The organism is Candidatus Arsenophonus triatominarum (assembly GCF_001640365.1).
Taxonomy (GTDB): Bacteria; Pseudomonadota; Gammaproteobacteria; order Enterobacterales; family Enterobacteriaceae; genus Arsenophonus; species Arsenophonus triatominarum.
This window is the reverse complement of the sequence record NZ_LWMI01000011.1, coordinates 1-24,616: the sequence shown is the minus strand read 5'-3', so window position 1 is coordinate 24,616 and position 24,616 is coordinate 1. Positions and strand designations below refer to the sequence as shown.

The 24,616-nt window shown below is 38.8% G+C and carries 18 protein-coding genes and 21 pseudogenes; 22 read left to right on the top strand and 17 right to left on the bottom strand.

Annotation, left to right across the window (positions count from 1 at the left end; translation table 11 throughout):
- Positions 1–14: 14 nt before the first annotated feature.
- Positions 15–161: pseudogene (locus tag AYJ55_RS25825) on the top strand (MarR family transcriptional regulator); the annotation flags it as partial.
- A 367-nt stretch (positions 162–528) separates the two neighbouring features.
- Positions 529–734 (top strand): annotated as a pseudogene (locus AYJ55_RS25820) (helix-turn-helix domain-containing protein); the annotation flags it as partial.
- A gap of 18 nt (positions 735–752) precedes the next feature.
- Here the strand turns inward: AYJ55_RS25820 and AYJ55_RS10850 are convergent.
- A pseudogene (locus tag AYJ55_RS10850) lies at positions 753–1,159 on the bottom strand (transposase); the annotation flags it as partial.
- Between the two features lie 75 nt (positions 1,160–1,234).
- On the opposite strand from AYJ55_RS10850, the pseudogene AYJ55_RS10845 reads away from it, so the two are divergent.
- The 4 genes and pseudogenes from AYJ55_RS10845 to AYJ55_RS25810 all read left to right on the top strand — a co-directional run.
- Positions 1,235–1,704, top strand: a pseudogene (locus tag AYJ55_RS10845) (transposase family protein); the annotation flags it as partial.
- Positions 1,705–1,741: 37 nt separating this feature from the next.
- Entirely contained in the window at positions 1,742–2,107 is a 366-nt protein-coding gene (locus tag AYJ55_RS10840; RefSeq protein ID WP_063653415.1) for an IS630 transposase-related protein, read from the top strand.
- Positions 2,031–2,564, top strand: a complete 534-nt coding sequence (locus AYJ55_RS10835) for an IS630 family transposase (protein ID WP_162505291.1) — start codon at positions 2,031–2,033, stop codon at positions 2,562–2,564. The genes AYJ55_RS10840 and AYJ55_RS10835 overlap by 77 nt, the downstream gene beginning before the upstream one ends.
- 65 nt (positions 2,565–2,629) lie before the next feature.
- A pseudogene (locus AYJ55_RS25810) lies at positions 2,630–2,857 on the top strand (IS481 family transposase); the annotation flags it as partial.
- A 351-nt stretch (positions 2,858–3,208) separates the two neighbouring features.
- On the opposite strand, the gene AYJ55_RS10830 reads toward AYJ55_RS25810, so the two are convergent.
- Entirely contained in the window at positions 3,209–3,676 is a 468-nt protein-coding gene (locus tag AYJ55_RS10830; protein WP_063656328.1) for an outer membrane lipoprotein, read from the bottom strand.
- Between the two features lie 443 nt (positions 3,677–4,119).
- On the opposite strand from AYJ55_RS10830, the pseudogene AYJ55_RS33025 reads away from it, so the two are divergent.
- Positions 4,120–4,613, top strand: a pseudogene (locus AYJ55_RS33025) (transposase); the annotation flags it as partial.
- 64 nt (positions 4,614–4,677) lie between these two features.
- Here the strand turns inward: AYJ55_RS33025 and AYJ55_RS25805 are convergent.
- From AYJ55_RS25805 to AYJ55_RS35900, 3 genes and pseudogenes are all read right to left on the bottom strand, one after another.
- Positions 4,678–5,262, bottom strand: coding sequence for a transposase family protein (locus tag AYJ55_RS25805; RefSeq protein ID WP_162505474.1), 585 nt, complete (start codon positions 5,260–5,262; stop codon positions 4,678–4,680).
- Positions 5,210–5,572: a helix-turn-helix domain-containing protein gene (locus tag AYJ55_RS28700; RefSeq protein ID WP_063656324.1), complete on the bottom strand. Its 363-nt coding sequence runs from the start codon at positions 5,570–5,572 to the stop codon at positions 5,210–5,212. Before AYJ55_RS28700 ends, AYJ55_RS25805 begins: the two co-directional genes overlap by 53 nt.
- Positions 5,573–5,660: 88 nt before the next feature.
- Positions 5,661–5,773, bottom strand: a pseudogene (locus AYJ55_RS35900) (IS701 family transposase); the annotation flags it as partial.
- Positions 5,774–5,984: 211 nt separating this feature from the next.
- Here AYJ55_RS35900 and AYJ55_RS10805 point away from each other — a divergent pair.
- From AYJ55_RS10805 to pdxY, 4 genes and pseudogenes are all read left to right on the top strand, one after another.
- Positions 5,985–6,611 (top strand): annotated as a pseudogene (locus tag AYJ55_RS10805) (anhydro-N-acetylmuramic acid kinase); the annotation flags it as partial.
- Positions 6,612–6,646: 35 nt separating this feature from the next.
- The gene (gene pdxH / locus AYJ55_RS10800; protein WP_063656320.1) at positions 6,647–7,300 is read left to right on the top strand and encodes a pyridoxamine 5'-phosphate oxidase; all 654 of its coding nucleotides are present in this window, start codon (positions 6,647–6,649) and stop codon (positions 7,298–7,300) included.
- A gap of 115 nt (positions 7,301–7,415) precedes the next feature.
- Positions 7,416–8,690, top strand: a complete 1,275-nt coding sequence (gene tyrS / locus AYJ55_RS10795) for a tyrosine--tRNA ligase (RefSeq protein ID WP_063656490.1) — start codon at positions 7,416–7,418, stop codon at positions 8,688–8,690.
- A gap of 168 nt (positions 8,691–8,858) precedes the next feature.
- Positions 8,859–9,335: pseudogene (gene pdxY / locus AYJ55_RS10790) on the top strand (pyridoxal kinase); the annotation flags it as partial.
- A 19-nt stretch (positions 9,336–9,354) separates the two neighbouring features.
- On the opposite strand, the pseudogene AYJ55_RS30680 reads toward pdxY, so the two are convergent.
- Positions 9,355–9,492: pseudogene (locus tag AYJ55_RS30680) on the bottom strand (IS701 family transposase); the annotation flags it as partial.
- A gap of 307 nt (positions 9,493–9,799) precedes the next feature.
- Between AYJ55_RS30680 and AYJ55_RS25800 the strand changes: the two are divergent.
- Positions 9,800–9,997 (top strand): annotated as a pseudogene (locus tag AYJ55_RS25800) (transposase); the annotation flags it as partial.
- A gap of 22 nt (positions 9,998–10,019) precedes the next feature.
- Here AYJ55_RS25800 and AYJ55_RS10785 read toward each other — a convergent pair.
- The 3 genes and pseudogenes from AYJ55_RS10785 to AYJ55_RS28695 all read right to left on the bottom strand — a co-directional run.
- The gene (locus tag AYJ55_RS10785) at positions 10,020–10,844 is read right to left on the bottom strand and encodes an IS630 family transposase (RefSeq protein WP_063656318.1); all 825 of its coding nucleotides are present in this window, start codon (positions 10,842–10,844) and stop codon (positions 10,020–10,022) included.
- Positions 10,845–10,987: 143 nt separating this feature from the next.
- Positions 10,988–11,775, bottom strand: a pseudogene (locus AYJ55_RS10780) (IS982 family transposase); the annotation flags it as partial.
- 28 nt (positions 11,776–11,803) lie between these two features.
- Positions 11,804–12,046 (bottom strand): annotated as a pseudogene (locus tag AYJ55_RS28695) (transposase); the annotation flags it as partial.
- Between the two features lie 174 nt (positions 12,047–12,220).
- Here AYJ55_RS28695 and AYJ55_RS28690 point away from each other — a divergent pair.
- Positions 12,221–13,246, top strand: a pseudogene (locus AYJ55_RS28690) (IS481 family transposase).
- A 307-nt stretch (positions 13,247–13,553) separates the two neighbouring features.
- Here the strand turns inward: AYJ55_RS28690 and pta are convergent.
- Both pta and AYJ55_RS10760 read right to left on the bottom strand, forming a co-directional pair.
- Complete coding sequence (gene pta, locus AYJ55_RS10765; RefSeq protein ID WP_063656313.1) at positions 13,554–15,692, bottom strand: phosphate acetyltransferase; 2,139 nt, start codon at positions 15,690–15,692, stop codon at positions 13,554–13,556.
- 73 nt (positions 15,693–15,765) lie between these two features.
- Positions 15,766–16,968, bottom strand: a complete 1,203-nt coding sequence (locus AYJ55_RS10760; protein WP_063656311.1) for an acetate kinase — start codon at positions 16,966–16,968, stop codon at positions 15,766–15,768.
- A 418-nt stretch (positions 16,969–17,386) separates the two neighbouring features.
- Between AYJ55_RS10760 and yfbV the strand changes: the two are divergent.
- The 7 genes and pseudogenes from yfbV to AYJ55_RS10725 all read left to right on the top strand — a co-directional run.
- A pseudogene (yfbV, locus tag AYJ55_RS10755) lies at positions 17,387–17,834 on the top strand (terminus macrodomain insulation protein YfbV).
- A 395-nt stretch (positions 17,835–18,229) separates the two neighbouring features.
- A pseudogene (locus tag AYJ55_RS10750) lies at positions 18,230–18,726 on the top strand (YfbU family protein).
- A gap of 18 nt (positions 18,727–18,744) precedes the next feature.
- A complete protein-coding gene (locus tag AYJ55_RS10745) occupies positions 18,745–19,410 on the top strand; it encodes a sugar phosphatase (RefSeq protein WP_063656309.1) in 666 nt (221 codons plus the stop codon).
- 95 nt (positions 19,411–19,505) lie between these two features.
- Positions 19,506–19,790: pseudogene (locus tag AYJ55_RS34595) on the top strand (SLC13 family permease); the annotation flags it as partial.
- A gap of 22 nt (positions 19,791–19,812) precedes the next feature.
- Positions 19,813–20,178 carry an IS630 transposase-related protein gene (locus AYJ55_RS10735; RefSeq protein WP_063653415.1) on the top strand — a complete coding sequence of 122 codons (366 nt, stop codon included), beginning with the start codon at positions 19,813–19,815 and terminating at the stop codon, positions 20,176–20,178.
- Positions 20,102–20,635: an IS630 family transposase gene (locus AYJ55_RS10730; protein WP_162505291.1), complete on the top strand. Its 534-nt coding sequence runs from the start codon at positions 20,102–20,104 to the stop codon at positions 20,633–20,635. Before AYJ55_RS10735 ends, AYJ55_RS10730 begins: the two co-directional genes overlap by 77 nt.
- 26 nt (positions 20,636–20,661) lie before the next feature.
- Positions 20,662–21,335 (top strand): annotated as a pseudogene (locus AYJ55_RS10725) (cation:proton antiporter regulatory subunit); the annotation flags it as partial.
- Positions 21,336–21,363: 28 nt separating this feature from the next.
- Here AYJ55_RS10725 and AYJ55_RS10720 read toward each other — a convergent pair.
- Together AYJ55_RS10720 and AYJ55_RS25785 are read right to left on the bottom strand one after the other, a co-directional pair.
- A pseudogene (locus tag AYJ55_RS10720) lies at positions 21,364–22,052 on the bottom strand (IS256 family transposase); the annotation flags it as partial.
- 7 nt (positions 22,053–22,059) lie between these two features.
- Positions 22,060–22,276 (bottom strand): annotated as a pseudogene (locus tag AYJ55_RS25785) (integrase core domain-containing protein); the annotation flags it as partial.
- A 37-nt stretch (positions 22,277–22,313) separates the two neighbouring features.
- Between AYJ55_RS25785 and AYJ55_RS10715 the strand changes: the two are divergent.
- Both AYJ55_RS10715 and AYJ55_RS10710 read left to right on the top strand, forming a co-directional pair.
- On the top strand, positions 22,314–22,679 hold the full coding sequence (locus tag AYJ55_RS10715) for an IS630 transposase-related protein (RefSeq protein ID WP_063655295.1): 366 nt from the start codon (positions 22,314–22,316) through the stop codon (positions 22,677–22,679).
- Positions 22,603–23,202: an IS630 family transposase gene (locus AYJ55_RS10710; protein ID WP_342668164.1), complete on the top strand. Its 600-nt coding sequence runs from the start codon at positions 22,603–22,605 to the stop codon at positions 23,200–23,202. Before AYJ55_RS10715 ends, AYJ55_RS10710 begins: the two co-directional genes overlap by 77 nt.
- Here the strand turns inward: AYJ55_RS10710 and AYJ55_RS10705 are convergent.
- The 4 genes and pseudogenes from AYJ55_RS10705 to AYJ55_RS10695 form a co-directional block, all read right to left on the bottom strand.
- Positions 23,166–23,739: pseudogene (locus AYJ55_RS10705) on the bottom strand (IS3 family transposase); the annotation flags it as partial. The gene AYJ55_RS10710 and the pseudogene AYJ55_RS10705 sit on opposite strands and share 37 nt — an antisense overlap.
- A gap of 98 nt (positions 23,740–23,837) precedes the next feature.
- Positions 23,838–24,248 carry a transposase gene (locus AYJ55_RS25780; RefSeq protein WP_342668163.1) on the bottom strand — a complete coding sequence of 137 codons (411 nt, stop codon included), beginning with the start codon at positions 24,246–24,248 and terminating at the stop codon, positions 23,838–23,840.
- On the bottom strand, positions 24,217–24,393 hold the full coding sequence (locus AYJ55_RS34590) for an IS630 transposase-related protein (RefSeq protein WP_162505852.1): 177 nt from the start codon (positions 24,391–24,393) through the stop codon (positions 24,217–24,219). Before AYJ55_RS34590 ends, AYJ55_RS25780 begins: the two co-directional genes overlap by 32 nt.
- Positions 24,335–24,583: an IS630 transposase-related protein gene (locus AYJ55_RS10695; RefSeq protein ID WP_281181131.1), complete on the bottom strand. Its 249-nt coding sequence runs from the start codon at positions 24,581–24,583 to the stop codon at positions 24,335–24,337. The genes AYJ55_RS34590 and AYJ55_RS10695 overlap by 59 nt, the downstream gene beginning before the upstream one ends.
- Between the last annotated feature and the right edge of the window lie 33 nt (positions 24,584–24,616).

Sequence of the window (24,616 nt, the reverse complement as noted above, 5' to 3'; positions counted from 1 at the left end):
TAAGTCGCCTAGCTATACCGCCTGATCAATCACAAATTCAATTGGCTAAAGCAATAGGTATTGAACAACCATCGCTAGTTAGAACTCTCGATCAATTAGAAGAAAAGAAATTGATCACGCGTCACACCTGTGTCAACGATAGACGAGCAAAAAGAATTAAACACGAGTTTCGCACAGGCATATAAAATTCCAGAAATGGCTTAAAAGCAATGGTTAATTTGCAAGTTACTAAAACGTATAAATTTGTTTAAATTACAATAAGTTGCTTTTAATTTATAAGTTTTTTCTATTTATATAATTATGCTGAATTAAACTTAAAAATAGAGCGTTTTTTTATTGGTGCGAAACTTGTGTTAAATTAACAGAAGAATCGATGCCATTTATTAAACAGGTTGATGATGTAATTGAAAAAACCCGAAAGGAGATATTAGGTGTATTAGTCTTAACTTAATCTGACGATTCTGATTTAAAAAAGAGCATTACCGGTTTTAATTAACATCATTAGATAATTAAATAAAAGGTAATTCTATGTATCAAACAAATAATCCTATCTCAAACATAAAGTCGGGTTACTTAACCTCGCTGAAGAGCTTAATAACGTCTCAAAAGCCTGTAAGATTATGGGGGTATCCCGAGATACGTTTTATCGCTACCAGGAACTTGTTAACGATGGTGGGATAGACGATTTAATTAATCAAAATCGACGGGTGCCTAACGTAAAAAATAGAGTAGATTGTAGTGGTCAACTAAAATTGGCCACTACACTCCTTAGGCCGACACCAATAGCGATAACTGCTTCGGTGAACATTAAAAATACGACACAAAGTTTTCACCGGATAAAGCACTCTTAGCTTTTCAACTACCGAAAATTTTTCAGTGAGTCGGACATTAAGAGCGCAGTAGCCTTTTTTAAGATGTCATTCTCCATTTCCAGCCGGTGGATTTTTTTCTTCATTTCTCTGAACTCAATTTGTTCAGGTGTTAATGGCAGACCAGGCGATGTTTTCCCTTGACGTTCTAAACGAAGGGCTCTTACCCACCGGCTAATCGCTGAAAGACTGACGTTCATGCCTTTCGCGGCTTCCTGGTAGGTGTAATTTTGGTCAAGGACTAATTTGGCGGTTTCACATTTAAATTCAGCAGTAATTATTTTACTCATTTCGGCACCTATAAAAATTATGAGGTAAGCATATCACCTCAACTTAGGTGGCCAAATTTAGTATGCCACTACACTACACCTGAACAAATTGAGTTCAGAGAAATGAAGAAAAAAATCCACCGGCTGGAAATGGAGAATGACATCTTAAAAAAGGCTACTGCGCTCTTAATGTCCGACTCACTGAAAAATTTTCGGTAGTTGAAAAGCTAAGAGTGCTTTATCCGGTGAAAACTTTGTGTCGTATTTTTAATGTTCACCGAAGCAGTTATCGCTATTGGTGTCGGCCTAAGGAGCCAGATATTGAGCAGACGATAAAACGTAGCCTAGTCAGCGAAGCGTGGAACGTTAGTGGCGGCTCTGCTGGCGCAAGGACTATCGCCACGATGGTTACCAATACACACAACGTGAAACTTGGGCGGTGGTTAGCGGGTAAGTTGATGAAAGAATTAATCATCGTCAGTTGCCAAGAGCGAAAACATAAATACAACCGCGGTGGAAATGAACGTATTGATATTCCAAATCTGCTCAATAGGAAGTTCGCTGTTATAGCTAGGCGACTTAATTTTGATTACAAGGTGTGTTATGAGTTATACAATTGATTTTCGACGTAAAGTAATATCTGTAAGGAAAGCCGAAGGTTTAACAATTCGAGAAACTGCGAAACAATTCCGTATTGGAAAAGCGTCTTTAGTACGTTGGCTTAAACGACCAGAGCCAAAAAATTCAACGCCACGTAAGAGGAAGCTCGATAAAAATGCTTTAGCAAAAGATGTGGAACAGTATCCAGATGCTTACCAAAAGGAACGGGCAGAGCGATTCGGTGTTTGTAAAAAGACTATTTGGCAATCCCTTAAAAAGCTGGGATTAACCTATAAAAAAAACTCTATTCCATCCAAAAACCAACGAAAGCGACAGGCTGGCACATCAGCAAAAAAGACAACAGTATGAAAAAAAAGATAAATCTGTTGTTTTTATTGATGAAAGTGGTTTTTCACATGACACTCCACGAACTCACGGCTATTCCCCAAAAGGTCACCGTTGTTTTGGCCTGAAAAACTGGGGTGCTAAGGGAAGAACAAATGTTATTGGCGCTTTATTGGGAACAACCCTTTTTGCTATCGGATTATTTGATTGCAATATTAATCGTGATGTTTTTTATGTTTGGATCACAAAAATATTGCTCCCAGAACTTCCTGAAAATTCTGTTATTTTTATGGACAACGCTAGCTTTCACAAAGGTAAGAATATTGAACAGGCAATTATAAACGCAGGACACCAGATAGAATATTTGCCTGTGTATTCACCAGATTTAAATCCTATAGAACATAAATGGTCTCAAGCTAAACGTAAAAAGATGGAAACAGGATGCACTATCGATGACCTGTTTTTAATACATATGCTGTAATCAAAATTAAGTCGCCTAGCTATATCTTCAAGCATAATTGATAATGCTTATCCCGAACTCAGGTTATTTTACGTATACTGACGGACAGAGGCAGTGAGTATTGTGGTAAAGTTGAGCATCACGATCATCAACTTTATCTCGCTATCAACGATATTGATCATACAAAAACTAAAGCTCGTTCACCTCAAACCAATGGGATTTGTGAACGCTTTCATAAAACTGTATTACAAGCGTTCTATCAGGTGGCTTTTCGTAAGAAAATCTTCGGTAATTTAGCCGAATTACAAGCTGACACGATTTTCGCACAGGCATATAAAATTCCAGAAATGGCTTAAAAGCAATGGTTAATTTGCAAGTTACTAAAACGTATAAATTTGTTTAAATTATAATAAGTTGCTTTTAATTTATAAGATTTTGTCTATTTATATATTATGCTGAATTAAACTTAAAAATAGAGCGTTTTTTATTGGTGCGAAACTCGTGGGGCTGATTTAGACAAATGGTTAGACGAATACAATATTATTCGGTTACATAATCATTCGTAATAAATGATAGCGTAATAAAAAAGATCAAATGGCGTTATAATATAATGCATACGCGGCTCTAATTATCTAAATCTAGTCGCGTATGCTATTTAAGTTGAGTTAACGAGGTGAAACAGTAATGTTATTTCCACTACCTATAATAGATACACGTTGGCCATTACGGAAGCTGTTTGGATCACCTTTTTGCACCACAGAGATAACTCGGCCATTATCCAACCTAATTTCCAGTTGAACGCCTTTTGTTTTGTTAAGTGCCCCTTGAACATTTTGACCGGCAACACCACCGGCGATCGCACCGGCTGCCGTTGCAAGGGTTTTTCCTGTGCCCCCGCCAACCGTATTACCCAATAACCCACCCAGAACAGCACCACCCAGTGCTCCTATGATGTTTTCGTCACCACCGGCCTGAATATTAACAGGGGTTACGCGAGTAACGGTACCATAGGTCACAGTTTGTACTTGTTTAGCTTGAGATGCGGTATAAGTGTCCCCAGAAAGACTACCTGTATTTATACAGCCCGATAAAGCTGTTATTGTAAAAATACCGACGAGAACTTGCTTTAACATGATTACTCCTTTTGGAAATCTGATTTACAGTGTAATAATAATCATGAATACACAAATATCATAATTTATTTATATAAACGAACTGGATAATCAGACAAATAGCAAAATTAATTTACTTTCTACAATCTAAATATAACCTGAGTTCGGGATAAGAAATAAAGTGAAAGTCTTGCTATCCAAATAGTTGAATGGAGGGTGTTCATAATTCTGTGTCAGGGGATTTTATACCATCTAGGCGCCCTTTAAAATAGATGGACAATTGAGCAATGGTTAACGCCCAGTTACTAATCGGCATAGTCCATTTGTTGGATACCTGATTGATGCCAATATAGAGTAATTTTAATAAGCTGTTTTCATTAGGAAAAGCCCCTGTAGTGGCATACTAAATTTGGCCACCTAAGTTGAGGTGATATGCTTACCTCATAATTTTTATAGGTGCCGAAATGAGTAAAATAATTACTGCTGAATTTAAATGTGAAACCGCCAAATTAGTCCTTGACCAAAATTACACCTACCAGGAAGCCGCGAAAGGCATGAACGTCAGTCTTTCAGCGATTAGCCGGTGGGTAAGAGCCCTTCGTTTAGAACGTCAAGGGAAAACATCGCCTGGTCTGCCATTAACACCTGAACAAATTGAGTTCAGAGAAATGAAGAAAAAAATCCACCGGCTGGAAATGGAGAATGACATCTTAAAAAAGGCTACTGCGCTCTTAATGTCCGACTCACTGAAAAATTTTCGGTAGTTGAAAAGCTAAGAGTGCTTTATCCGGTGAAAACTTTGTGTCGTATTTTTAATGTTCACCGAAGCAGTTATCGCTATTGGTGTCGGCCTAAGGAGCCAGATATTGAGCGGACGATAAAACGTAGCCTAGTCAGCGAAGCGTGGAACGTTAGTGGCGGCTCTGCTGGCGCAAGGACTATCGCCACGATGGTTACCAATACACACAACAAGCGTGTTGCTTAATAGTGAAATAAGGGTATTTCGATGATTGAAGTAAATTTTAGGCTGTTCTGAGATGGAAATTCCAAAGACCGGCACTAAGGAGTAAAAAGGTATCATCAATAAAGGGTCTACGATTCCGTAAAATTTGGGTCATACAACCGAGGCGCTTGATACCCGCGATGGCGTGTTCAACCGTAATACGGATGCCCGAGATTATTTTATTTTCTTGTTTTTGTTCAGGCGATAAAGGTCTTTTTCGAGTTCCTTTTTTTGGGATTTGTGTATTAGGATGCTGTTTATCTATACCTTGAAAACCGGTATCGGCCCAGATGGTTACCTCAGGGGGAATATGGCGAATTATATCGACTTTATCGAGTAAGCGTTTATCGTGACGGCGCCCATTTTTGATCATGGGGATAAATCCAATTTTCCTCGTTTCGTCAGTCATAATAAGCCCTTTTCGAGTGGTCTGTCTTTTCTTTCCCGAATACATTTTTTTTCGCCGACGCAGATTCTTAGGCTTTTGGACAGGTCGCTCTGTCCCATCAATAAAGACGTCTTTAACTCCAGGAAAGGCGCGAAAAAATTCCTCAGCGGAGCGAATTTGACGAGCGGGCAAAACACATTCTCGCCCCAAGGTCATCAACCGGCAATAATATTTTTACCCAGCGACATACCCGTGTTCTATCTAAACCAAAAAGAAGTCCTTGCAAATCATAGGTCGGATAACATTTTAAATACAATAAAATAAAAAGCAGTTTATCTAATGGGGTTGGGATAAATCCTTTCTGCCCTGCACCCATCTGCCGCTCGTGATCTTTTCGATTCTTTTTCCGATAAATCAAATAACAAGCTGAAAATTCAGCGGCTAAATTTTTCAATTCTTCGACTGATAATCCAATGATTGCTTTACATAAACGATTATCTCGTAACAATCGCTCTTTGTTGATCATTTCAAACCGTTATTTTCTAAGTTAAACCTCTTTTTATTGTCTATAGCGTGACAAAAAATGCAAGTCTCTATTCAGCAACTATTTTAATGTCATGAGATAAAGGCGATGGGCTTACTTCTGATAACGCCAAATCAGAGTATCTTACACTGCTTACTTGTAAGAATGTTTATATATATTTTTAATGCATGGATAACCGGACAAAATATGAACACTCTAATTTTTTCTTGTTCACGAGTTTCGCACAGGCATATAAAATTCCAGAAATGGCTTAAAAGCAATGGTTAATTTGCAAGTTACTAAAACGTATAAATTTGTTTAAATTACAATAAGTTGCCTTTTATTTATAAGATTTTGTCTATTTATATATTATGCTGAATTAAACTGAAAAATAGAGCGTTTTTTTATTGGTGCGAAACTCGTGTTAAATATTGGTGGTATCGCTAATCTTACTACTTTATTTGGGAATTCAATAATTAAAGGCTATGATACCGGACCTGGAAATATGCTGTTGGATATCTGGCCCAATCAACATTTAAATAAACCTTATGATAATAACAGCGATTGGGCGCGCTCAGGGCAGGTTAATAAGTCGCTTCTGACTGAAATGCTAGCGGATCCCTATTTTAAGCGGCCAGCGCCCAAAAGTACTGGTAGAGAATATTTCAATTTTGCTTGGTTACAAAAATATCTGACATCGTACTTAAATTTATCAGCCCAGGATGTACAGGCGACTTTGGCAGAATTAACCATCCGTTCGAGCGTTGATCAGGTTTTGCTTTATGACAAAGCAGATTGTTTGTTGGTTTGTGGTGGAGGAGCTAAAAATAGCTATCTTATGGCAAGGTTAAGCGAATTGTTAACCAATATTGTGGTGGCATCAACAGATGAATATGGTTTGAGCGGAGATAATGTCGAAGCTTTGGCTTTTGCTTGGCTAGCGGCTCGTACCTTATCGGGTTTGCCAGGCAATTTACCCTCTGTTACTGGCGCTAACCAGGAAACAGTATTAGGCACAATTTATCCGGCCAATAGTGAATAAAATGATATCTATCGTAACAAGACAGAGGCAAAAAAATGGTAGAAAAAATTCAGTTGGATATTGCTAGTTTAAGGCGGGAATATACCCAAGGTGGTTTAAGACGTAAGGATTTAACCGACCAGCCATTAGTATTGTTTGAGCGTTGGTTAAAGCAGGCTTATGAAGCAAAATTAGCCGATCCAACAGCCATGTGTGTTGCAACGGTAGACAGCGATGGACAACCATACCAACGCATTGTATTACTTAAACATTATGATAAAAATGGACTGATATTTTATACCAATTTATCTAGTCGTAAGGCACAACATATCGCTCATAACAATAAGGTCAGTTTACTATTTCCCTGGTATCACTTAGAACGTCAGGTTTGCTTTTTGGGTGAAGCAGAAAAACTCACTCCACTTGAGGTAATAAAATACTTTCATAGTCGACCAAAAGATAGTCAAATAGCGGCCTGGGTTTCACAGCAATCAGCAAAAATTTCTGCTAGAAGTTTATTAGAAAATAAATTTTTTGAATTAAAACAAAAATTTAAAAATGGGGAAATTCCCTTACCTAGTTTTTGGGGCGGATATCGCGTCAGATTTAACAGTGTTGAATTTTGGCAAGGTGGCACTAAACGGCTACATGATCGATTTTTGTATCAATGGCAACATAGTCATTGGCAAATTGATCGCTTGGCGCCATAAACGGAAAAAATGATTTTTAACTGGCACTTATTTGACTCGCGTTTTATTCTATTGCGCTTATTTATATTATATTTATCCACAAAATCAACGAAATAAAAAATTGATGGAGTTATTGATGTTTAGCAAGAACCTAATTGAACAATTGCAAGAGCGGGGTTTAATAGCTCAGCTGACGGATGAAAAGGCATTAATAGAGAAACTATCCCAGGGATCAGTGGCGCTCTATTGTGGATTTGATCCAACCGCTGATAGCTTGCACTTAGGGCATTTGGTTCCTTTGCTATGTTTAAAGCGTTTCCAGCAAATGGGACATCAACCAGTAGCTTTAGTGGGTGGGGCGACAGGTTTAATTGGCGATCCGAGTTTTAAAGCCACTGAGCGTAAATTAAATACGAGTGAAACGGTGCAGCATTGGGTAGAAAAAATTCGTCAACAGGTTTCGCCATTTCTTGATTTTGATTGTGGTAAAAATAGCGCCAAGGTAGTTAATAATTATGATTGGTTTGGTCAAATGGATGTCTTGACCTTCTTGCGCGATATCGGTAAACATTTTTCTGTTAATCAAATGATCAATAAAGAAGCTGTTAAACAGCGACTTGAGCGCGATGATGCAGGCATCTCTTTTACTGAGTTCTCCTATAATTTGCTTCAGTCTTATGATTTTGCCAACCTTTGTCACCAACATAATGTTGAATTACAGATAGGCGGCTCTGATCAATGGGGCAATATTACTTCAGGTATTGATCTCACTCGACGTTTATATCAAAAACAAGTTTTTGGTTTGACGGTGCCGTTAATTACTAAATCTGATGGAACTAAATTTGGCAAGACCGAAGCGAGGGCGGTTTGGTTAGATCCGCAAAAAACCAGCCCATATAAGTTTTATCAATTTTGGGTTAATACTGCTGATGCGGATGTGTACCGTTTTCTTAAGTTTTTTACCTTTATGCCAATCGAAGAAATTGACGCCTTGCAAAGAGAAGATCAAAATAGTGGTAAAGCACCACGAGCACAGTATGTATTAGCGGAGAGAGTTACCCAGTTAGTACATGGCGATGAGGGCTTACAGGCTGCCAAGCGGATCACCGAAAGCTTATTTTCCGATACGATTGCTGCATTAACTGCAGCTGATTTTGCTCAGTTGGCACAAGATGGCATGCCCATGATCAAATTAAATTCAGGAGCAGATTTACAGCAGGCATTAGTCGAGGCGAAATTGGTCCCGTCACGAGGTCAGGCTAGAACGATGATAAGCTTAAACGCGGTCGCGGTTAATGGTAAGAAATGTATTGATGTTGAATATATTTTTACTGCGGAAGATCGCCTATTTGGCCGTTATTCTTTGATCAGGCGTGGTAAAAAACATTACTGCTTAGTTAATTGGCAATAATGGGTGCATAGCAGGGTAAATTTAATCACTATAAGCTTTGTCTAACATAGATAGCGATTAACTTATTGGTATTTATTAGATTAATCACTGATGTGTTAATTGCTTGTTTAGAAAGTAACGACTTTGTTTTGTAACAGCGAGTATTATCAAAAATAAAATGAGTGATATATGAAAAGTGTTCTATCAATTCAGTCGCATGTTATTTTTGGCCATGCAGGTAATAGTGCCACGGTTTTTACCATGCAACGGATGGGAATTGAATGTCTGGCCCCTGAATACGGTGCAATTTTCTAATCATACACAATATCTACAATGGACAGGTAGTATTATGCCGCCTGAACATTTAACAGATATTGTTAACGGAATTGCTAGGATCCACCAATTAAAACATTGTGATGCGGTTCTGACGGGTTATATTGGTTCTGCCAAACAAGGTAAAGCGATTGTTGATATTGTTAAACAAATAAAAATAAGTAACCCTGCTGCTTGGTATTTCTGTGATCCGGTGATGGGACATGCTGAAAAAGGCTGTATTGTTGCCCCGGGTGTGGCTGAGTTTTTATGTCATGAAGCTTTACCTATCTGCGACATAATGGCGCCTAACTATTAGAGCTGGAAACATTAGTTGGAAAATCGATTACTAATGCACGAGTTTCGCACAAAACTAATTTGGGTACGCTAATAAAACACGGATGTGCTCAGTAATAGCATTTTTGATTACGTCCCAATTTTGTTGATAAAGGGTTATTTTTTCAGATATACGACGTTTATGTTGTTCAAACCACGCAGAAATAGCGAGAAAATATAACGAGTTTCGCACCAATAAAAAAACGCTCTATTTTTAAGTTTAATTCAGCATAATATATAAATAGACAAAATCTCATAAATTAAAAGCAACTTATTGTAATTTAAATAAATTTATACGTTTTAGTAACTTGCAAATTAACCATTGCTTTTAAGTCATTTCTGGAATTTTATATGCCTGTGCGAAACTCGTGTAGATATTTTTAATGCATGGATAACCGGACAAAATATAAACACCCTAATTTTTTCTTGTTTTGAACTTTATACTTCTTTTTTGGATTTTTGGAGATTGCGAAACTCGTGACATAGTAACAAACAAAGAGAATCCCACCCGTCAATACGTCAAATCTATCATGGATGCCCGTTGGTCTGTTGAAGTTTATCATCGAGAAGTTAAACAAAATTGTGGTATTGAACGCTGTCAGGCTCGCACAAGCCGAGCGCAAAGAAATCATATTTTTCTCGCTATTTCTGCGTGGTTTGAACAACATAAACGTCGTATATAGCTAGGCGACTTAATTTTGATTACAGCATATGTATTAAAAACAGGTCATCGATAGTGCATCCTGTTTCCATCTTTTTACGTTTAGCTTGAGACCATTTATGTTCTATAGGATTTAAATCTGGTGAATACACAGGCAAATATTCTATCTGGTGTCCTGAGTTTATAATTGCCTGTTCAATATTCTTACCTTTGTGAAAGCTAGCGTTGTCCATAAAAATAACAGAATTTTCAGGAAGTTCTGGGAGCAATATTTTTGTGATCCAAACATAAAAAACATCACGATTAATATTGCAATCAAATAATCCGATAGCAAAAAGGGTTGTTCCCAATAAAGCGCCAATAACATTTGTTCTTCCCTTAGCACCCCAGTTTTTCAGGCCAAAACAACGGTGACCTTTTGGGGAATAGCCGTGAGTTAGTGGAGTGTCATGTGAAAAACCACTTTCATCAATAAAAACAACAGATTTATCTTTTTTTTTCATACTGTTGTCTTTTTTGCTGATGTGCCAGCCTGTCGCTTTCGTTGGTTTTTGGATGGAATAGAGTTTTTTTTTATAGGTTAATCCCAGCTTTTTAAGGGATTGCCAAATAGTCTTTTTACAAACACCGAATCGCTCTGCCCGTTCCTTTTGGTAAGCATCTGGATACTGTTCCACATCTTTTGCTAAAGCATTTTTATCGAGCTTCCTCTTACGTGGCGTTGAATTTTTTGGCTCTGGTCGTTTAAGCCAACGTACTAAAGACGCTTTTCCAATACGGAATTGTTTCGCAGTTTCTCGAATTGTTAAACCTTCGGCTTTCCTTACAGATATTACTTTACGTCGAAAATCAATTGTATAACTCATAACACACCTTGTAATCAAAATTAAGTCGCCTAGCTATATCTGAAAAAATAACCCTTTATCAACAAAATTGGGACGTAATCAAAAATGCTATTACTGAGCACATCCGCGTTTTATTAACCTGAGTTCTGGATAAGCATTATCAATTATGCTTGAAGATATGTTCCTGCCACCGGTATCTTTGGTTTAGATGGAATTAAACAATATGCAACCCGCCCGGCTAATAAATTCACTACAAAGTTAGCAGGAGAGCGGTGCCGCGTATGCGCTATCTGACAAAGATTTTTTAACTCATCAAATACCGTTTCAATGACAGAACGATGACGCAAGATGGCTTTGTCGAAACAAGTCTGTTCAACAGGCTTCATTTTCTTCTTGATATTCGTTATAAGGTTAATTCCCATTGTTTTCAGTTGCTGTTTCAGTGAAGCCGATAAATACCCTTTATCCGCATACAAACAACCAGAAAGATCTTTTATCAGCTCAGGTAATGGTTTCCGATCATCTGTGTTTCCTGGTGTAAGTCGAAAACTGAGTATTTACCCCAAATGATTGATAATTACATGAAGTTTGAAACCAAAGAACCAACCTGTTGAGGTTTTTCCTCGTTCAGCTATCCCATCGAAGACTTTATGCCTGCGGATCCGTAAGTTATCACACACAGCTATCGGAGTAGAATCGGCAACCGACAGACCCGTGCACTTTCCCTTAATTGACTCAAACAGTGCCAGGCATTGCGCGGAAGTAACTCTACGCAGCATGAATATGATGGCAAGTTAGGAAATTCCTTCCTGAGATATAAACGGACATGATAGAGATAAAATACCTTGAATTGGCTGAATCGGAGTTGATGAAACAAAACAACCAGTGTCATCATTTCAGCCAATGAAAGCTGAGTAGACCGTCTACGACGCTTACTACCGTTATTCAGGAGGGTGTTCATAATTCTGTGTCAGGGGATTTTATATTTTGATTATACCATCTAGGCGCCTTTTAAAATAGATGGACAATTGAGCAATGGTTAACGCCCAGTTACTAATCGGCATAGTCCATTTGTTGGATACCTGATTGATGCCAATATAGAGTAATTTTAATAAGCTGTTTTCATTAGGAAAAGCCCCTTTGGTTTTAGTTAATTTCCTAAACTGCCGATGAACCGCCTCTACTGCATTGGTCGTATAAATGGGTTTTCTAATGGCTTTAGGTGTAGTAGCTCAGACTTGATCTGACAGTTGCCGGTTATTTATACAGTACCTGTCAGGTTAAATTTGATTTAAATCTTTTGTATTAGTCTTAACTTAATCTGACAATTCTGATTTAAAAAAGGGAGTTACCAATTTTAGTTAACATCATTAGATAATTAAATAAAAGGTAATTCTATGTATCAAACAAATAATCCTATCATTAAACATAAAGTCGGGTTACTTAACCTCGCTGAAGAGCTTAATAACGTCTCAAAAGCCTGTAATATTATGGGGGTATCCCGAGATACGTTTTATCGCTATCAAGAGCTTGTTAACGATGGTGGGATCGATGCCTTAATTAATCAAAATCGACGGGTACCTAACGTAAAAATAGAGTAGATGAACAGATTGAAAGCGCTGTAGTTGAGTATGCGATTGAATACCCTGATACGGACAACACCGCAGTAGTAATTAACTAAGAAAAAAAGCATTTTTGTTTCGGGAAGTGGTGTTCGTTCTATTTGGCTACGTCATCATCTTGAAAATTTAAAAAAATAGAAGATAAAATAGCGACAGAAGGGATTATCCTGTCAGAATCACAAATCAGCGCACTCGAAAAAAAAGCATAGGATGATGAGGCCAATAGTGAGATTGAAACAGCACATTCGGGTTATTTGGGGTCACAGGACACTTTTTATGTCGGTCATTTAAAAGGCGTTGGTCGTGTTTATCAACAGACTTACATTGATACTTACAGTAAAGTCGTTCATTGTAAGCTTTACACAACGAAAAACGGGATAACGGCGGCAGATTTATTAAATGACAAGGTTCTGCCTTTTTGCACCCAGCATGGATTACCGATTTTACGTATACTGACGGACAGAGGCAGTCAGTATTGTGGTAAAGTTGAGCATCACGATTATCAACTTTATCTCGCTATCAACGATATTGATCATACATAAACTAAAGCTCGTTCACCTCAAACCAATGGGATTTGTGAACGCTTTCATAAAACTGTATTACAAGAGTTCTATCAGGTGGCTTTTCGTAAGAAAATCTTCGGTAATTTAGCCGAATTAAAAGCTGATTTAGACAAATGGTTAGCACGAATACAATAACTAACGCACTCATCAAGGAAAAATGTGTTGCGGTCGAACTCCTATGGCAACTTTATACGAGGGAAAACAACTTTGGCGAGAAAAAGATTTAAATCAAATTTAACCTGACAGATACTGTATAAATAACCGGCAACTGTCAGATTAAGTCTGAGCTACTACGGATAACGCCAAACCAGAGTATCTCACACTGCTCACCTGTAAGAATGTTTTGTAGATATCTTTAATACATGGATAACCGGACAAAATATAAACATCCTATTTTTTTCTTGTTTTGAACTTTATACTTCTTTTTCGGAGCTTGCGAAACTCGTGTTTATTTCTTATCCCGAACTCAGGTTAATTAAGTGTTTAATGAATAAAAAAGCTGAAACACAATGTGTTTCAGCTTTTTCACTAGTGAGAAAAATCCATTATTTTTGATTTTGTGTTGCCTGAATAGCGGTGAGCGCAATGGTATAAACGATATCATCAACTAGCGCGCCACGGGACAAGTCATTAACCGGTTTACGCATCCCTTGCAACATTGGGCCGATAGAAACCAGATTAGCTGAACGTTGTACCGCTTTATAAGTGGTGTTGCCAGTATTGAGATCAGGGAAAATAAACACCGTGGCTTGACCGGCTACCGGTGAATTTGGTGCTTTAGATTTAGCCACATCGGCCATAATGGCGGCATCATATTGTAGTGGACCGTCGATCACCAGATCTGGCCGTTTCGCTTGCGCCAAACTGGTTGCTTCACGTACCTTGTCTACGTCACTGCCGGCACTGGAGTTACCGGTAGAATAAGAGATCATCGCCACGCGCGGTTCAATATCAAATGTTTTGGCAGAATCGGCTGACTGAATGGCAATTTCCGATAATTGTTCGGCCGTTGGGTCTGGATTTATCGCGCAGTCACCATAAACTAATACTTGCTCAGGTAACAGCATAAAGAATATCGAGGAGACGATTGAGCTACCTGGCGCAGTTTTGATCAGTTGCAGCGGTGGGCGAATAGTATTGGCGGTGGTATGAACCGCGCCGGAAACTAAACCATCAACTTCGTTTTTTTCCAGCATCATGGTGCCTAACACCACATTATCTTCTAACTGTTCGCGCGCAATAATTTCAGTCATGCCTTTATTTTTACGCAGCTCAACCAAACGCTCAACATAATTTTTCCGTACTGATTTAGGCGCCACAATTTCGATCCCCGCGCCTAATTCAATTCCTTGCGCGGTGGCAACCCGTTTTATTTCATCAGGTTCACCTAGCAAAATACAGGTGGCAATACCTCTTTCAGCGCAAATAGCCGCTGCTTTTACCGTACGAGGTTCATTACCTTCCGGTAGCACGATACGTTTGTTAGCTTTACGTGCGAGCTCGGTTAATTGATAACGGAAAGCCGGCGGTGATAGCCGTTTGGGTCGTTCTGAATCAGCAGTCAGTGAATTGATCCATTTTTGGTTGATATGCAAAGCAACATAATTTTGTATTTTTTCAATCCGCTCATGATCATCTGCATGTACTTCTAAGCTGAAACTTTGTAGACTTAATGAAGTTTGCCAGGTATTGGTATCTACCATCAGCACCGGTAAACCCGTTTCGAAAGCGCGGTGACAGAGATCGTGTATCGGCTTGGCAATAGGGTAACCGCCAGTTAACAGTAACGCGCCAATTTCGATACCATTCATGGCAGCTAGACAGGCAGATACGATAACATCAGGGCGATCAGAAGAGGTCACTAGCAATGTGCCGGGACGAAACAGCTCGACCATATTGGGCACACTGCGGGCACAGAAAATAACCGATTTTATGCGCCGGGTTTGTAATGCGCCTTCATTGATGATGGTGGCATTCAGATGATTCGCGATATCGATACCACGGATAGCTATCAGGTCAAAATTCCACGGAATACAACCCAAAATTGGTAGCGGACAATTGTCAGCTAACGTTTTGCTGTCAATTTTTGCGATTGTGGCTTTCGTTGATTCATCAAATATTTCTGATAAATCAGGAAGGGTACGGCCATGCTCATCAACTGGTGCATTGAGTTTATTGATAATTACCCCAGTGATATTTTTATTTTGTCCACCACCAAACTCTGCGCGGGCTAATTCAATGCGCTCTTTTAACTGTTCTGGTGTATTGTTACCCAGTGCGGTGACAAAAATAACGTCAGCCCCCAGTGTTTTAGCGATATCGTAATTTAACGATTGGGCAAAAGGGTGCTTACGGGTAGGCATTAAACCTTCGATCAGAATAACTTCAGCCTGCTGCGTATTGTCATGGTATCGCGCAACAATCTCTTCCATTAAAACATCTTTTTGATCATTAGCCAGTAGGGATTCAACATAACTCATTTTTAGTGGTTCAGCGACCTGAACACTAGAGTGGGAGCGTAATACTTCAGTTGTCTGATCTTTATTACCAAAACGGGGTTGAGCAATGGGTTTAAAAATCGTTAGACTAACCCCTTTTTGCTCCATTGAACGGACGACCCCTAAACTGACGCTGGTTAAGCCAACGCTAATGTCAGTCGGTATTAACATTATTGTACGGGACACAGGTACCTCTTTGACAATTGCAAGATGTTCAACTCAGTACTGCCAATCGGTCGACTGACAGTTTCTAATCTATTTATGCCGTTAGACGGCTCGCGTCCTGAGCAATAACTAACTCTTCATTTGTTGGAATAACCAGAGTAGGAATGCTATCGTCAGTTGTGATCTTGCCTGATTTGCCAAAACGGGCGGCTAAGTTGCGCTCGTGATCATATTTAATACCAATTAAAGATAGCTTCTTAAGGGTTAATTCACGTACTAAAGCTGAATTTTCGCCAATACCACCGGTGAAGATAATAGCGTCTAGGCGTCCTTCCATTAATGCACAATAAGCGGCGATATATTTGGCTAAACGATGACAATAGACATCCATCGCTCGTTTTGCATCTGCTTTAGTGTCATAATTGTCTTCGACATAACGACAATCGTTGGTAACTTCAGTTAAACCAAGTATGCCAGACTCTTTGGTTAATAATGTATTGATCTTATCAACACTCATACCCAAGGCGTCGTGAAGGTGGAACACAATAGCTGGATCGATATCACCACTGCGGGTTCCCATTACTAAGCCTTCTAGCGGTGTGAGACCCATTGAAGTATCTACAGATTGACCATTAACGACCGCGGTAACTGATCCGCCATTGCCCAAATGACAGGTGATTACATTCAGTTTATCGATCGATTTATTCAATACTTTGGCAGCTTGCTGCGAAACATAGTAATGACTGGTACCGTGCGCACCGTAACGACGAATACCATGCTCTTTGTAAAGATTATAAGGCAGAGCATATAAATAAGCTTCAACCGGCATAGTTTGATGGAAGGCGGAGTCAAATACAGCGACATGCTTGTCATTTAAATGTGGAAATGCTTTTTTAGCTTCTTCAAGTCCAATAATGCCAGCAGGATTATGTAGTGGTGCAAATGGAATAGAGGCTTTAATGCCTTCAATGACTTCATCATTGATGATAACCGATTGGGTAAATTTTTCACCACCATGAACAATACGATGGCCAATAGCCGAAATGGCTTGCGCTAATTCTTTTTTTGCGGTGAGAATTTGATTGACAATGAAAGCCATTGCTTCACTGTGGGCAGCGCCTGAACCTAAAGCAGCTTCGTTTTTAGTGCCATCTATTTTCCACTTAATACGGGCTTCCGGTAGATGAAAACATTCTGCTAAACCAGATAGTTGTTCTTCGCCGTTAATCGGATCAATGATAGCAAATTTAAGGGAAGAGCTACCGCAGTTGAGGACAAGTACCAGCTTACTTGACATGGAATTACCTACTATATCGTTATCATGGAGTCTTCTTTGTCAGATTAACCAGGAAGACTAGGGTTAATAAACATCAATCCAATAGAATGCTAGTAGCCTAGCTTATCCCTGGGATCATACTGAATGATTAATATCATATTTACATAATATTATGATATTTTAATTGTATTTATTGACTAAATAACTATGTTTGCAATGTTGATATTAAAGATGTAATATAATATTAACATTATGGATTGAAAATATAGTAATAGACCAAATATAAACTTTATATGTTATAAGTTTTTTCTATAGATTATAGAAGTCGTGGCCTCAGGCAACCAAAGTTACCCTATAAATTCTACTAAAAAGATTTTATGCTTTATACGTTTTTTTTTAATTTTGCATGAGAAATTGATTGAAGTCATATGAGGTATTAATGAATACGACACCAGAAACGACCCCAGGTTTCTTACAAAAGTTGAAACTAGGCCGGCAGTATGCAAAGACATTTCCGTTAGAAAAATGTTTGATGCCTATTTTTCCTGAACATCGCGTGATCACAGCTAGTCGCTTTGCGATTCGTTATATGCCTGCTTTTGCTGTTTTTACCCTTACCTGGCAGATTGCATTAGGTGGTCAGCTGGGACCGGCTGTGGCAACAGGGCTTTTTGCTTGTAGCTTACCTTTGCAGGGATTATGGTGGTTAGGTAAGCGTTCAGTTTACGCCACTACCGTCGGCATTACTAAGTTAGTTTTATGAAATTCGTGAAAAATTTAATCAAGCTGGAATTGCCATCACACCTGTCAAAGGAGCACCGACTTATCAGGCATTAGCAGAATTGTTAAAACGTGCTTTTAAACAATTAGATCGCTCTTTATATTGATGGTATTTAACATAATTTGAATAGTTATTGGGTTAGCTAGTCAGCAATAGAGATAACAGGTATTACAAAATAGGTTATTAATAGTTAAAGATTGAAAAGCCTTTTTAGATCAATAAAAGGTAAGTTATCACTATAAAAAGAAGGGCGATAATGCGATGATTTAGCAAATTTCCGAGTATAGGAGAACCATACACGAGTTTCGCACAGGCATATAAAATTCCAGAAATGGCTTAAAAGCAATGGTTAATTTGCAAGTTACTAAAACGTATAAATTTGTTTAAATTACAATTAAGTTGCTTTTAATTTATAAGATTTTGTCTATTTATATATTATGCTGAATTAAACTTAAAAATAGAGCGTTTTTTTATTGGTGCGAAACTCGTGCCATAATGTAAATGATTAATGCACAACGCTTAATTCTGTCTAACCAGTATAAAATGCTGATCAAGCTTGATCCGGATAATGCCAAACACTATCAACGCTGTCAAACTATCATTGAAAATGGTTTTGGCTTGCAAATGAGAGAGTTAGAGAAAGATTTTGCTGAGTTGTCAGAAGAAAATTGCCAGACTATCATTGATATTATGGAAATGTATCATAACCTTGCAAGTTTCCTGGGAAAATTTGTCATCTAAAACCGATATTACGGACAGAAGAGTTATCTTTTTAGGCTTTGATGCTGTTACGGAAGCACATTATCTCAATTATGTTCGTTTTTTGGTGAATAATGAGGGTCGCTACTGTCATTTTGTCAGTGGTAGGTAGTAGATGATTTTAATGCTCAGACACCTATGTGGGATAAATATCTTAAAGAATGTTAAATGTTTGGACATCTTGTCCGCGTCAGTATCATCTTTGTGCAGTAGAAATTAATCAAATCATTAATGCATGACTTATCTGAGGAGCATCAATGGTATTAAAATGTAAGGGATTTTTATTTGATTTGGATGGCACGCTGGTTGATTCGTTACCTAATGTTGAACATTGCTGGCGAGAATTTAGCCGTCGAATCAGTGTATCAGAAGCTGATGTATTGCACTATATTCATGGCAAACCGGCAATCAGTTCTATCCGTCATTTTATGCCAAGTGCTTCAGAAACTGAAATTGATGAAATTTTTTATTGGCTGGAAAAACTAGAAGCAGCCAATACTTCGAGTATTGTAGCACTACCTGGTGCAATTGCTTTACTAGAACAACTCAATACATTTGCTATTCCCTGGGCAATAGTGACTTCTGGCACAGTTCCAATTGCTTTTAATCGTAGTAAAGCGGCAGGTTTGCCGGAACCGAAACACTGGGTCACGATTGAACGAGTTGAACAAGGTAAACCGCAGCCAGATCCTTTTTTGCTTGGTGCACAACTACTAAATTTACCGCCTGAAGCCTGTATTGCGGTTGAAGATGCGCAGGCAGGGATCTATTCTGCTTTAGATGCGGGTTGCCAGGTTATCGCTGTTCATGCGCCAGCAGGTATGCCACGGCGAGAAGAAATTTCATTAATTATCAAATCATTTACTGAATTAAATATTTCAAAACCAGATAACCAAGGTATTGTTACGGTGACTCAGCGATAAAAATATGTCAGTTTCATAAATTAAGCCGGCAAATTTGCGCTACTTATTGGCAAATGAGCCCTATGATGAATAGACTTAATTTGAGGTCATTTTGAATAGCCAGCTGGTATGGGGTATGGGTATTAATTTTACTGCTAATAGTCGTCACTCATTTTATGACTAATAAGATCCGTATGGATGTTGTTGCATTATTAGTCATTGTGGCTTTAGTGTTGAGTGGAACTCTGACGCTTAAACAAGCAACAATCGGCTTTAGTGATCCCAATGTGCTGCTAATTGCGGCACTTTTTGTTTTTAGTGAGGGATTAGTCCGTACGGGTACTGCCTACCAAGTTGGCGACTGGTTAGTTGGTGTAGCCGGTAATATAGCTAGGCGACTTAATTTTGATTACAAGGTGTGTTATGAGTTATACAATTGATTTTCGACGTAAAGTAATATCTGTAAGGAAAGCCGAAGGTTTAACAATTCGAGAAACTGCGAAACAATTCCGTATTGGAAAAGCGTCTTTAGTACGTTGGCTTAAACGACCAGAGCCAAAAAATTCAACGCCACGTAAGAGGAAGCTCGATAAAAATGCTTTAGCAAAAGATGTGGAACAGTATCCAGATGCTTACCAAAAGGAACGGGCAGAGCGATTCGGTGTTTGTAAAAAGACTATTTGGCAATCCCTTAAAAAGCTGGGATTAACCTATAAAAAAAACTCTATTCCATCCAAAAACCAACGAAAGCGACAGGCTGGCACATCAGCAAAAAAGACAACAGTATGAAAAAAAAGATAAATCTGTTGTTTTTATTGATGAAAGTGGTTTTTCACATGACACTCCACGAACTCACGGCTATTCCCCAAAAGGTCACCGTTGTTTTGGCCTGAAAAACTGGGGTGCTAAGGGAAGAACAAATGTTATTGGCGCTTTATTGGGAACAACCCTTTTTGCTATCGGATTATTTGATTGCAATATTAATCGTGATGTTTTTTATGTTTGGATCACAAAAATATTGCTCCCAGAACTTCCTGAAAATTCTGTTATTTTTATGGACAACGCTAGCTTTCACAAAGGTAAGAATATTGAACAGGCAATTATAAACGCAGGACACCAGATAGAATATTTGCCTGTGTATTCACCAGATTTAAATCCTATAGAACATAAATGGTCTCAAGCTAAACGTAAAAAGATGGAAACAGGATGCACTATCGATGACCTGTTTTTAATACATATGCTGTAATCAAAATTAAGTCGCCTAGCTATAATGAAAATAAAATGCTGATTTTTTTGATGATCACAGTCGCAGGTTTAGGCGCTTTTATGAGTTCAACCGGCATAGTTGCCATCTTTATTCCCGTTGTTTTTAATGTTGCTAAACAAATGAAAATCCCACCAGGACGTTTGATGATGCCATTAGGCTTTGCTGGACTTATCAGTGGTATGATGACATTAGTAGCGACACCACCAAATATGATAGTTAATAGTGAACTGGTTAGAGAAGGTTATGCGGGATTCAAATTTTTTGCCATTACGCCGATTGGAATTGCAGTGCTGTTGCTGGCAATTATTTATATGTGTCTGGTTCGTCGTAGGTTAGGTAACCGCGAAATTGCAGCGGGTTCTGATCCTCATCGGCGCACATTTCAAGACTTTATTTGTGATTATAAGCTAACAGGTTGCGCTCGTTGTTTAGCCATTTGTCCAGGTTCCCTCTTAATATAGGCTACTCACTCGATGAGTTACATCTACGCACACGTTGTGGTGCGAATGTTATTGGTATTGAGCGTTGGCATCGTTTTCGTCGACTTATGCTAAGTGTAACAGCTGCAACAGAGTTACATGAACGTGATGTGTTATTAGTTGATATGTCGGATAGTGAGGTTGATCTCAATGAATTTTGTCATGAACAAAAATTGGCCCCAATGATTTTGAGATGTGAGGGTGTTCATAATTCTGTGTCAGGGGATTTTATATTTTGATTATACCATCTAGGCGCCCTTTAAAATAGATGGACAATTGAGTAATAGTTAACGCCCAGTTACTAATCGGCATAGTCCATTTGTTGGATACCTGATTGATGCCAATATAGAGTAATTTTAATAAGCTGTTTTCATTAGGAAAAGCCTCTTTGGTTTTGTTAATATCCTAAACTGCCGATGAACCGCCTCTACTGCATTGGTCGTATAAATGGGTTTTCTAATGGCTTTAGGGTATCGAAAATAAGCACTGAGCAACTCCCATTTACTTCGCCAGGATTCTAGCACTATCGGGTATTTTTCACCCCATTTCGTTTCCAGTTCATCAAGGGCAAGCTCAGCAGCCGCTTTAGTATCTGCACGATAAACCGGCTTTAAATCAGCCATAAAGGCTTTTTGGTCTTTACTGGCAATATATAAGCTATTGCGAATTTGATGAACTACGCATAGCTGAATTTCTGTCTGCGGGAAAATACTGGCTATCGCTTCCGGAAACCCTTTTAATCCGTCAACACAAGCGATTAAAATATCTTGTATACCACGGTTATGTAAGTCAGTCAGAACGCTCAGCCAATGATGTGCTCCTTCTGTTTCAGACATATAGAGTCCTAACAATTCCTTATGCCCATCGGTGGTTAGTCCAAGTGCTGTGTAGATTGCCTTATTGATATAGTGACCATTGTAGTGGTCAACTAAAATTGGTCACCCTACCTGACTGTTCACGGAACAGTCGCTCTGATTCGTTTGGCGTTAATCCACCGTTATACCAGTGAGGGTCTTATATCGCTATAGTAGTGGGTTATGTAGCGAATAATGGCTGACTGAGCAGTACTAAAGCTTTGGTAGCCAGTCGTTGGCACCCATTCGGTCTTCAGACTACGGAAGAATCGTTCCATCGGACTATTATAGCTAGGCGACTTAATTTTGATTACAAGGTGTGTTATGAGTTATACAATTGATTTTCGACGTAAAGTAATATCTGTAAGGAAAGCCGAAGGTTTAACAATTCGAGAAACTGCGAAACAATTCCGTATAGGAAAAGCGTCTTTAGTACGTTGGCTTAAACGACCAGAGCCAAAAAATTCAACGCCACGTAAGAGGAAGCTCGATAAAAATGCTTTATCAAAAGATGTGGAACAGTATCCAGATGCTTACCAAAAGGAACGGGCAGAGCGATTCGGTGTTTGTAAAAAGACTATTTGGCAATCCCTTAAAAAGCTGGGATTAACCTATAAAAAAAACTCTATTCCATCCAAAAACCAACGAAAGCGACAGGCTGGCACATCAGCAAAAAAGACAACAGTATGAAAAAAAAGATAAATCTGTTGTTTTTATTGATGAAAGTGGTTTTTCACATGACACTCCACGAACTCACGGCTATTCCCCAAAAGGTCACCGTTGTTTTGGCCTGAAAAACTGGGGTGCTAAGGGAAGAACAAATGTTATTGGCGCTTTATTGGGAACAACCCTTTTTGCTATCGGATTATTTGATTGCAATATTAATCGTGATGTTTTTTATGTTTGGATCACAAAAATATTGCTCCCAGAACTTCCTGAAAATTCTGTTATTTTTATGGACAACGCTAGCTTTCACAAAGGTAAGAATATTGAACAGGCAATTATAAACGCAGGACACCAGATAGAATATTTGCCTGTGTATTCACCAGATTTAAATCCTATAGAACATAAATGGTCTCAAGCTAAACGTAAAAAGATGGAAACAGGATGCACTATCGATGACCTGTTTTTAATACATATGCTGCAATCAAAATTAAGTCGCCTAGCTATATCTCAACAATTCCCTCTGCGACTGATACTTTGGGTCATCTGATAACGCCACAATGCCTGCCTATACTGACGACTGGTATAATGACTTCCCTGATCACTATGGAACATCACCTGTTTGGGATGCCCACGTAGTTCCCAAGCCATTTGTAGTGCTTTGGCGGTTAATTCTGAGTCTGGTGCAAATGACATTGCCTAGCCCACCGGTTTTCGGGCAAACAAATCCAATACCACAGCCAGATAGGCCCATCGTGAGCCTGTCCAAATATAGGTTACATCGCCGCACCAAACCTGGTCAGGCTTTGTAACAGCGAACTGCCTATTGAGCAGATTTGGAATATCAATACGTTCATTTCCACCGCGGTTGTATTTATGTTTTCGCTCTTGGCAACTGACGATGATTAATTCTTTCATCAACTTACCGCTAACCACCGCCCAAGTTTCACGTTGTGTGTATTGGTAACCATCGTGGCGATAGTCCTTGCGCAGCAGAGCCGCCACTAACGTTCCACGCTTCGCTGACTAGGCTACGTTTTATCGTCCGCTCAATATCTGGCTCCTTAGGCCGACACCAATAGCGATATAGCTAGGCGACTTAATTTTGATTACAGCATATGTATTAAAAACAGGTCATCGATAGTGCATCCTGTTTCCATCTTTTTACGTTTAGCTTGAGACCATTTATTCTATAGGATTTAAATCTGGTGAATACACAGGCAAATATTCTATCTGGTGTCCTGCGTTTATAATTGCCTGTTCAATATTCTTACCTTTGTGAAAGTTAGCGTTGTCCATAAAAATAACAGAATTTTCAGGAAGTTCTGGGAGCAATATTTTTGTGATCCAAACATAAAAAACATCACGATTAATATTGCAATCAAATAATCCGATAGCAAAAAGGGTTGTTCCCAATAAAGCGCCAATAACATTTGTTCTTCCCTTAGCACCCCAGTTTTTCAGGCCAAAACAACGGTGACCTTTTGGGGAATAGCCGTGAGTTCGTGGAGTGTCATGTGAAAAACCACTTTCATCAATAAAAACAACAGATTTATCTTTTTTTTCATACTGTTGTCTTTTTTGCTGATGTGCCAGCCTGTCGCTTTCGTTGGTTTTTGGATGGAATAGAGTTTTTTTTATAGGTTAATCCCAGCTTTTTAAGGGATTGCCAAATAGTCTTTTTACAAACACCGAATCGCTCTGCCCGTTCCTTTTGGTAAGCATCTGGATACTGTTCCACATCTTTTGCTAAAGCATTGTTTATCGAGCTTCCTCTTACGTGGCGTTGAATTTTTTGGCTCTGGTCGTTTAAGCCAACGTACTAAAGACGCTTTTCCAATACGGAATTGTTTCGCAGTTTCTCGAATTGTTAAACCTTCGGCTTTCCTTACAGATATTACTTTACGTCGAAAATCAATTGTATAACTCATAACACACCTTGTAATCAAAATTTAAGTCGCCTA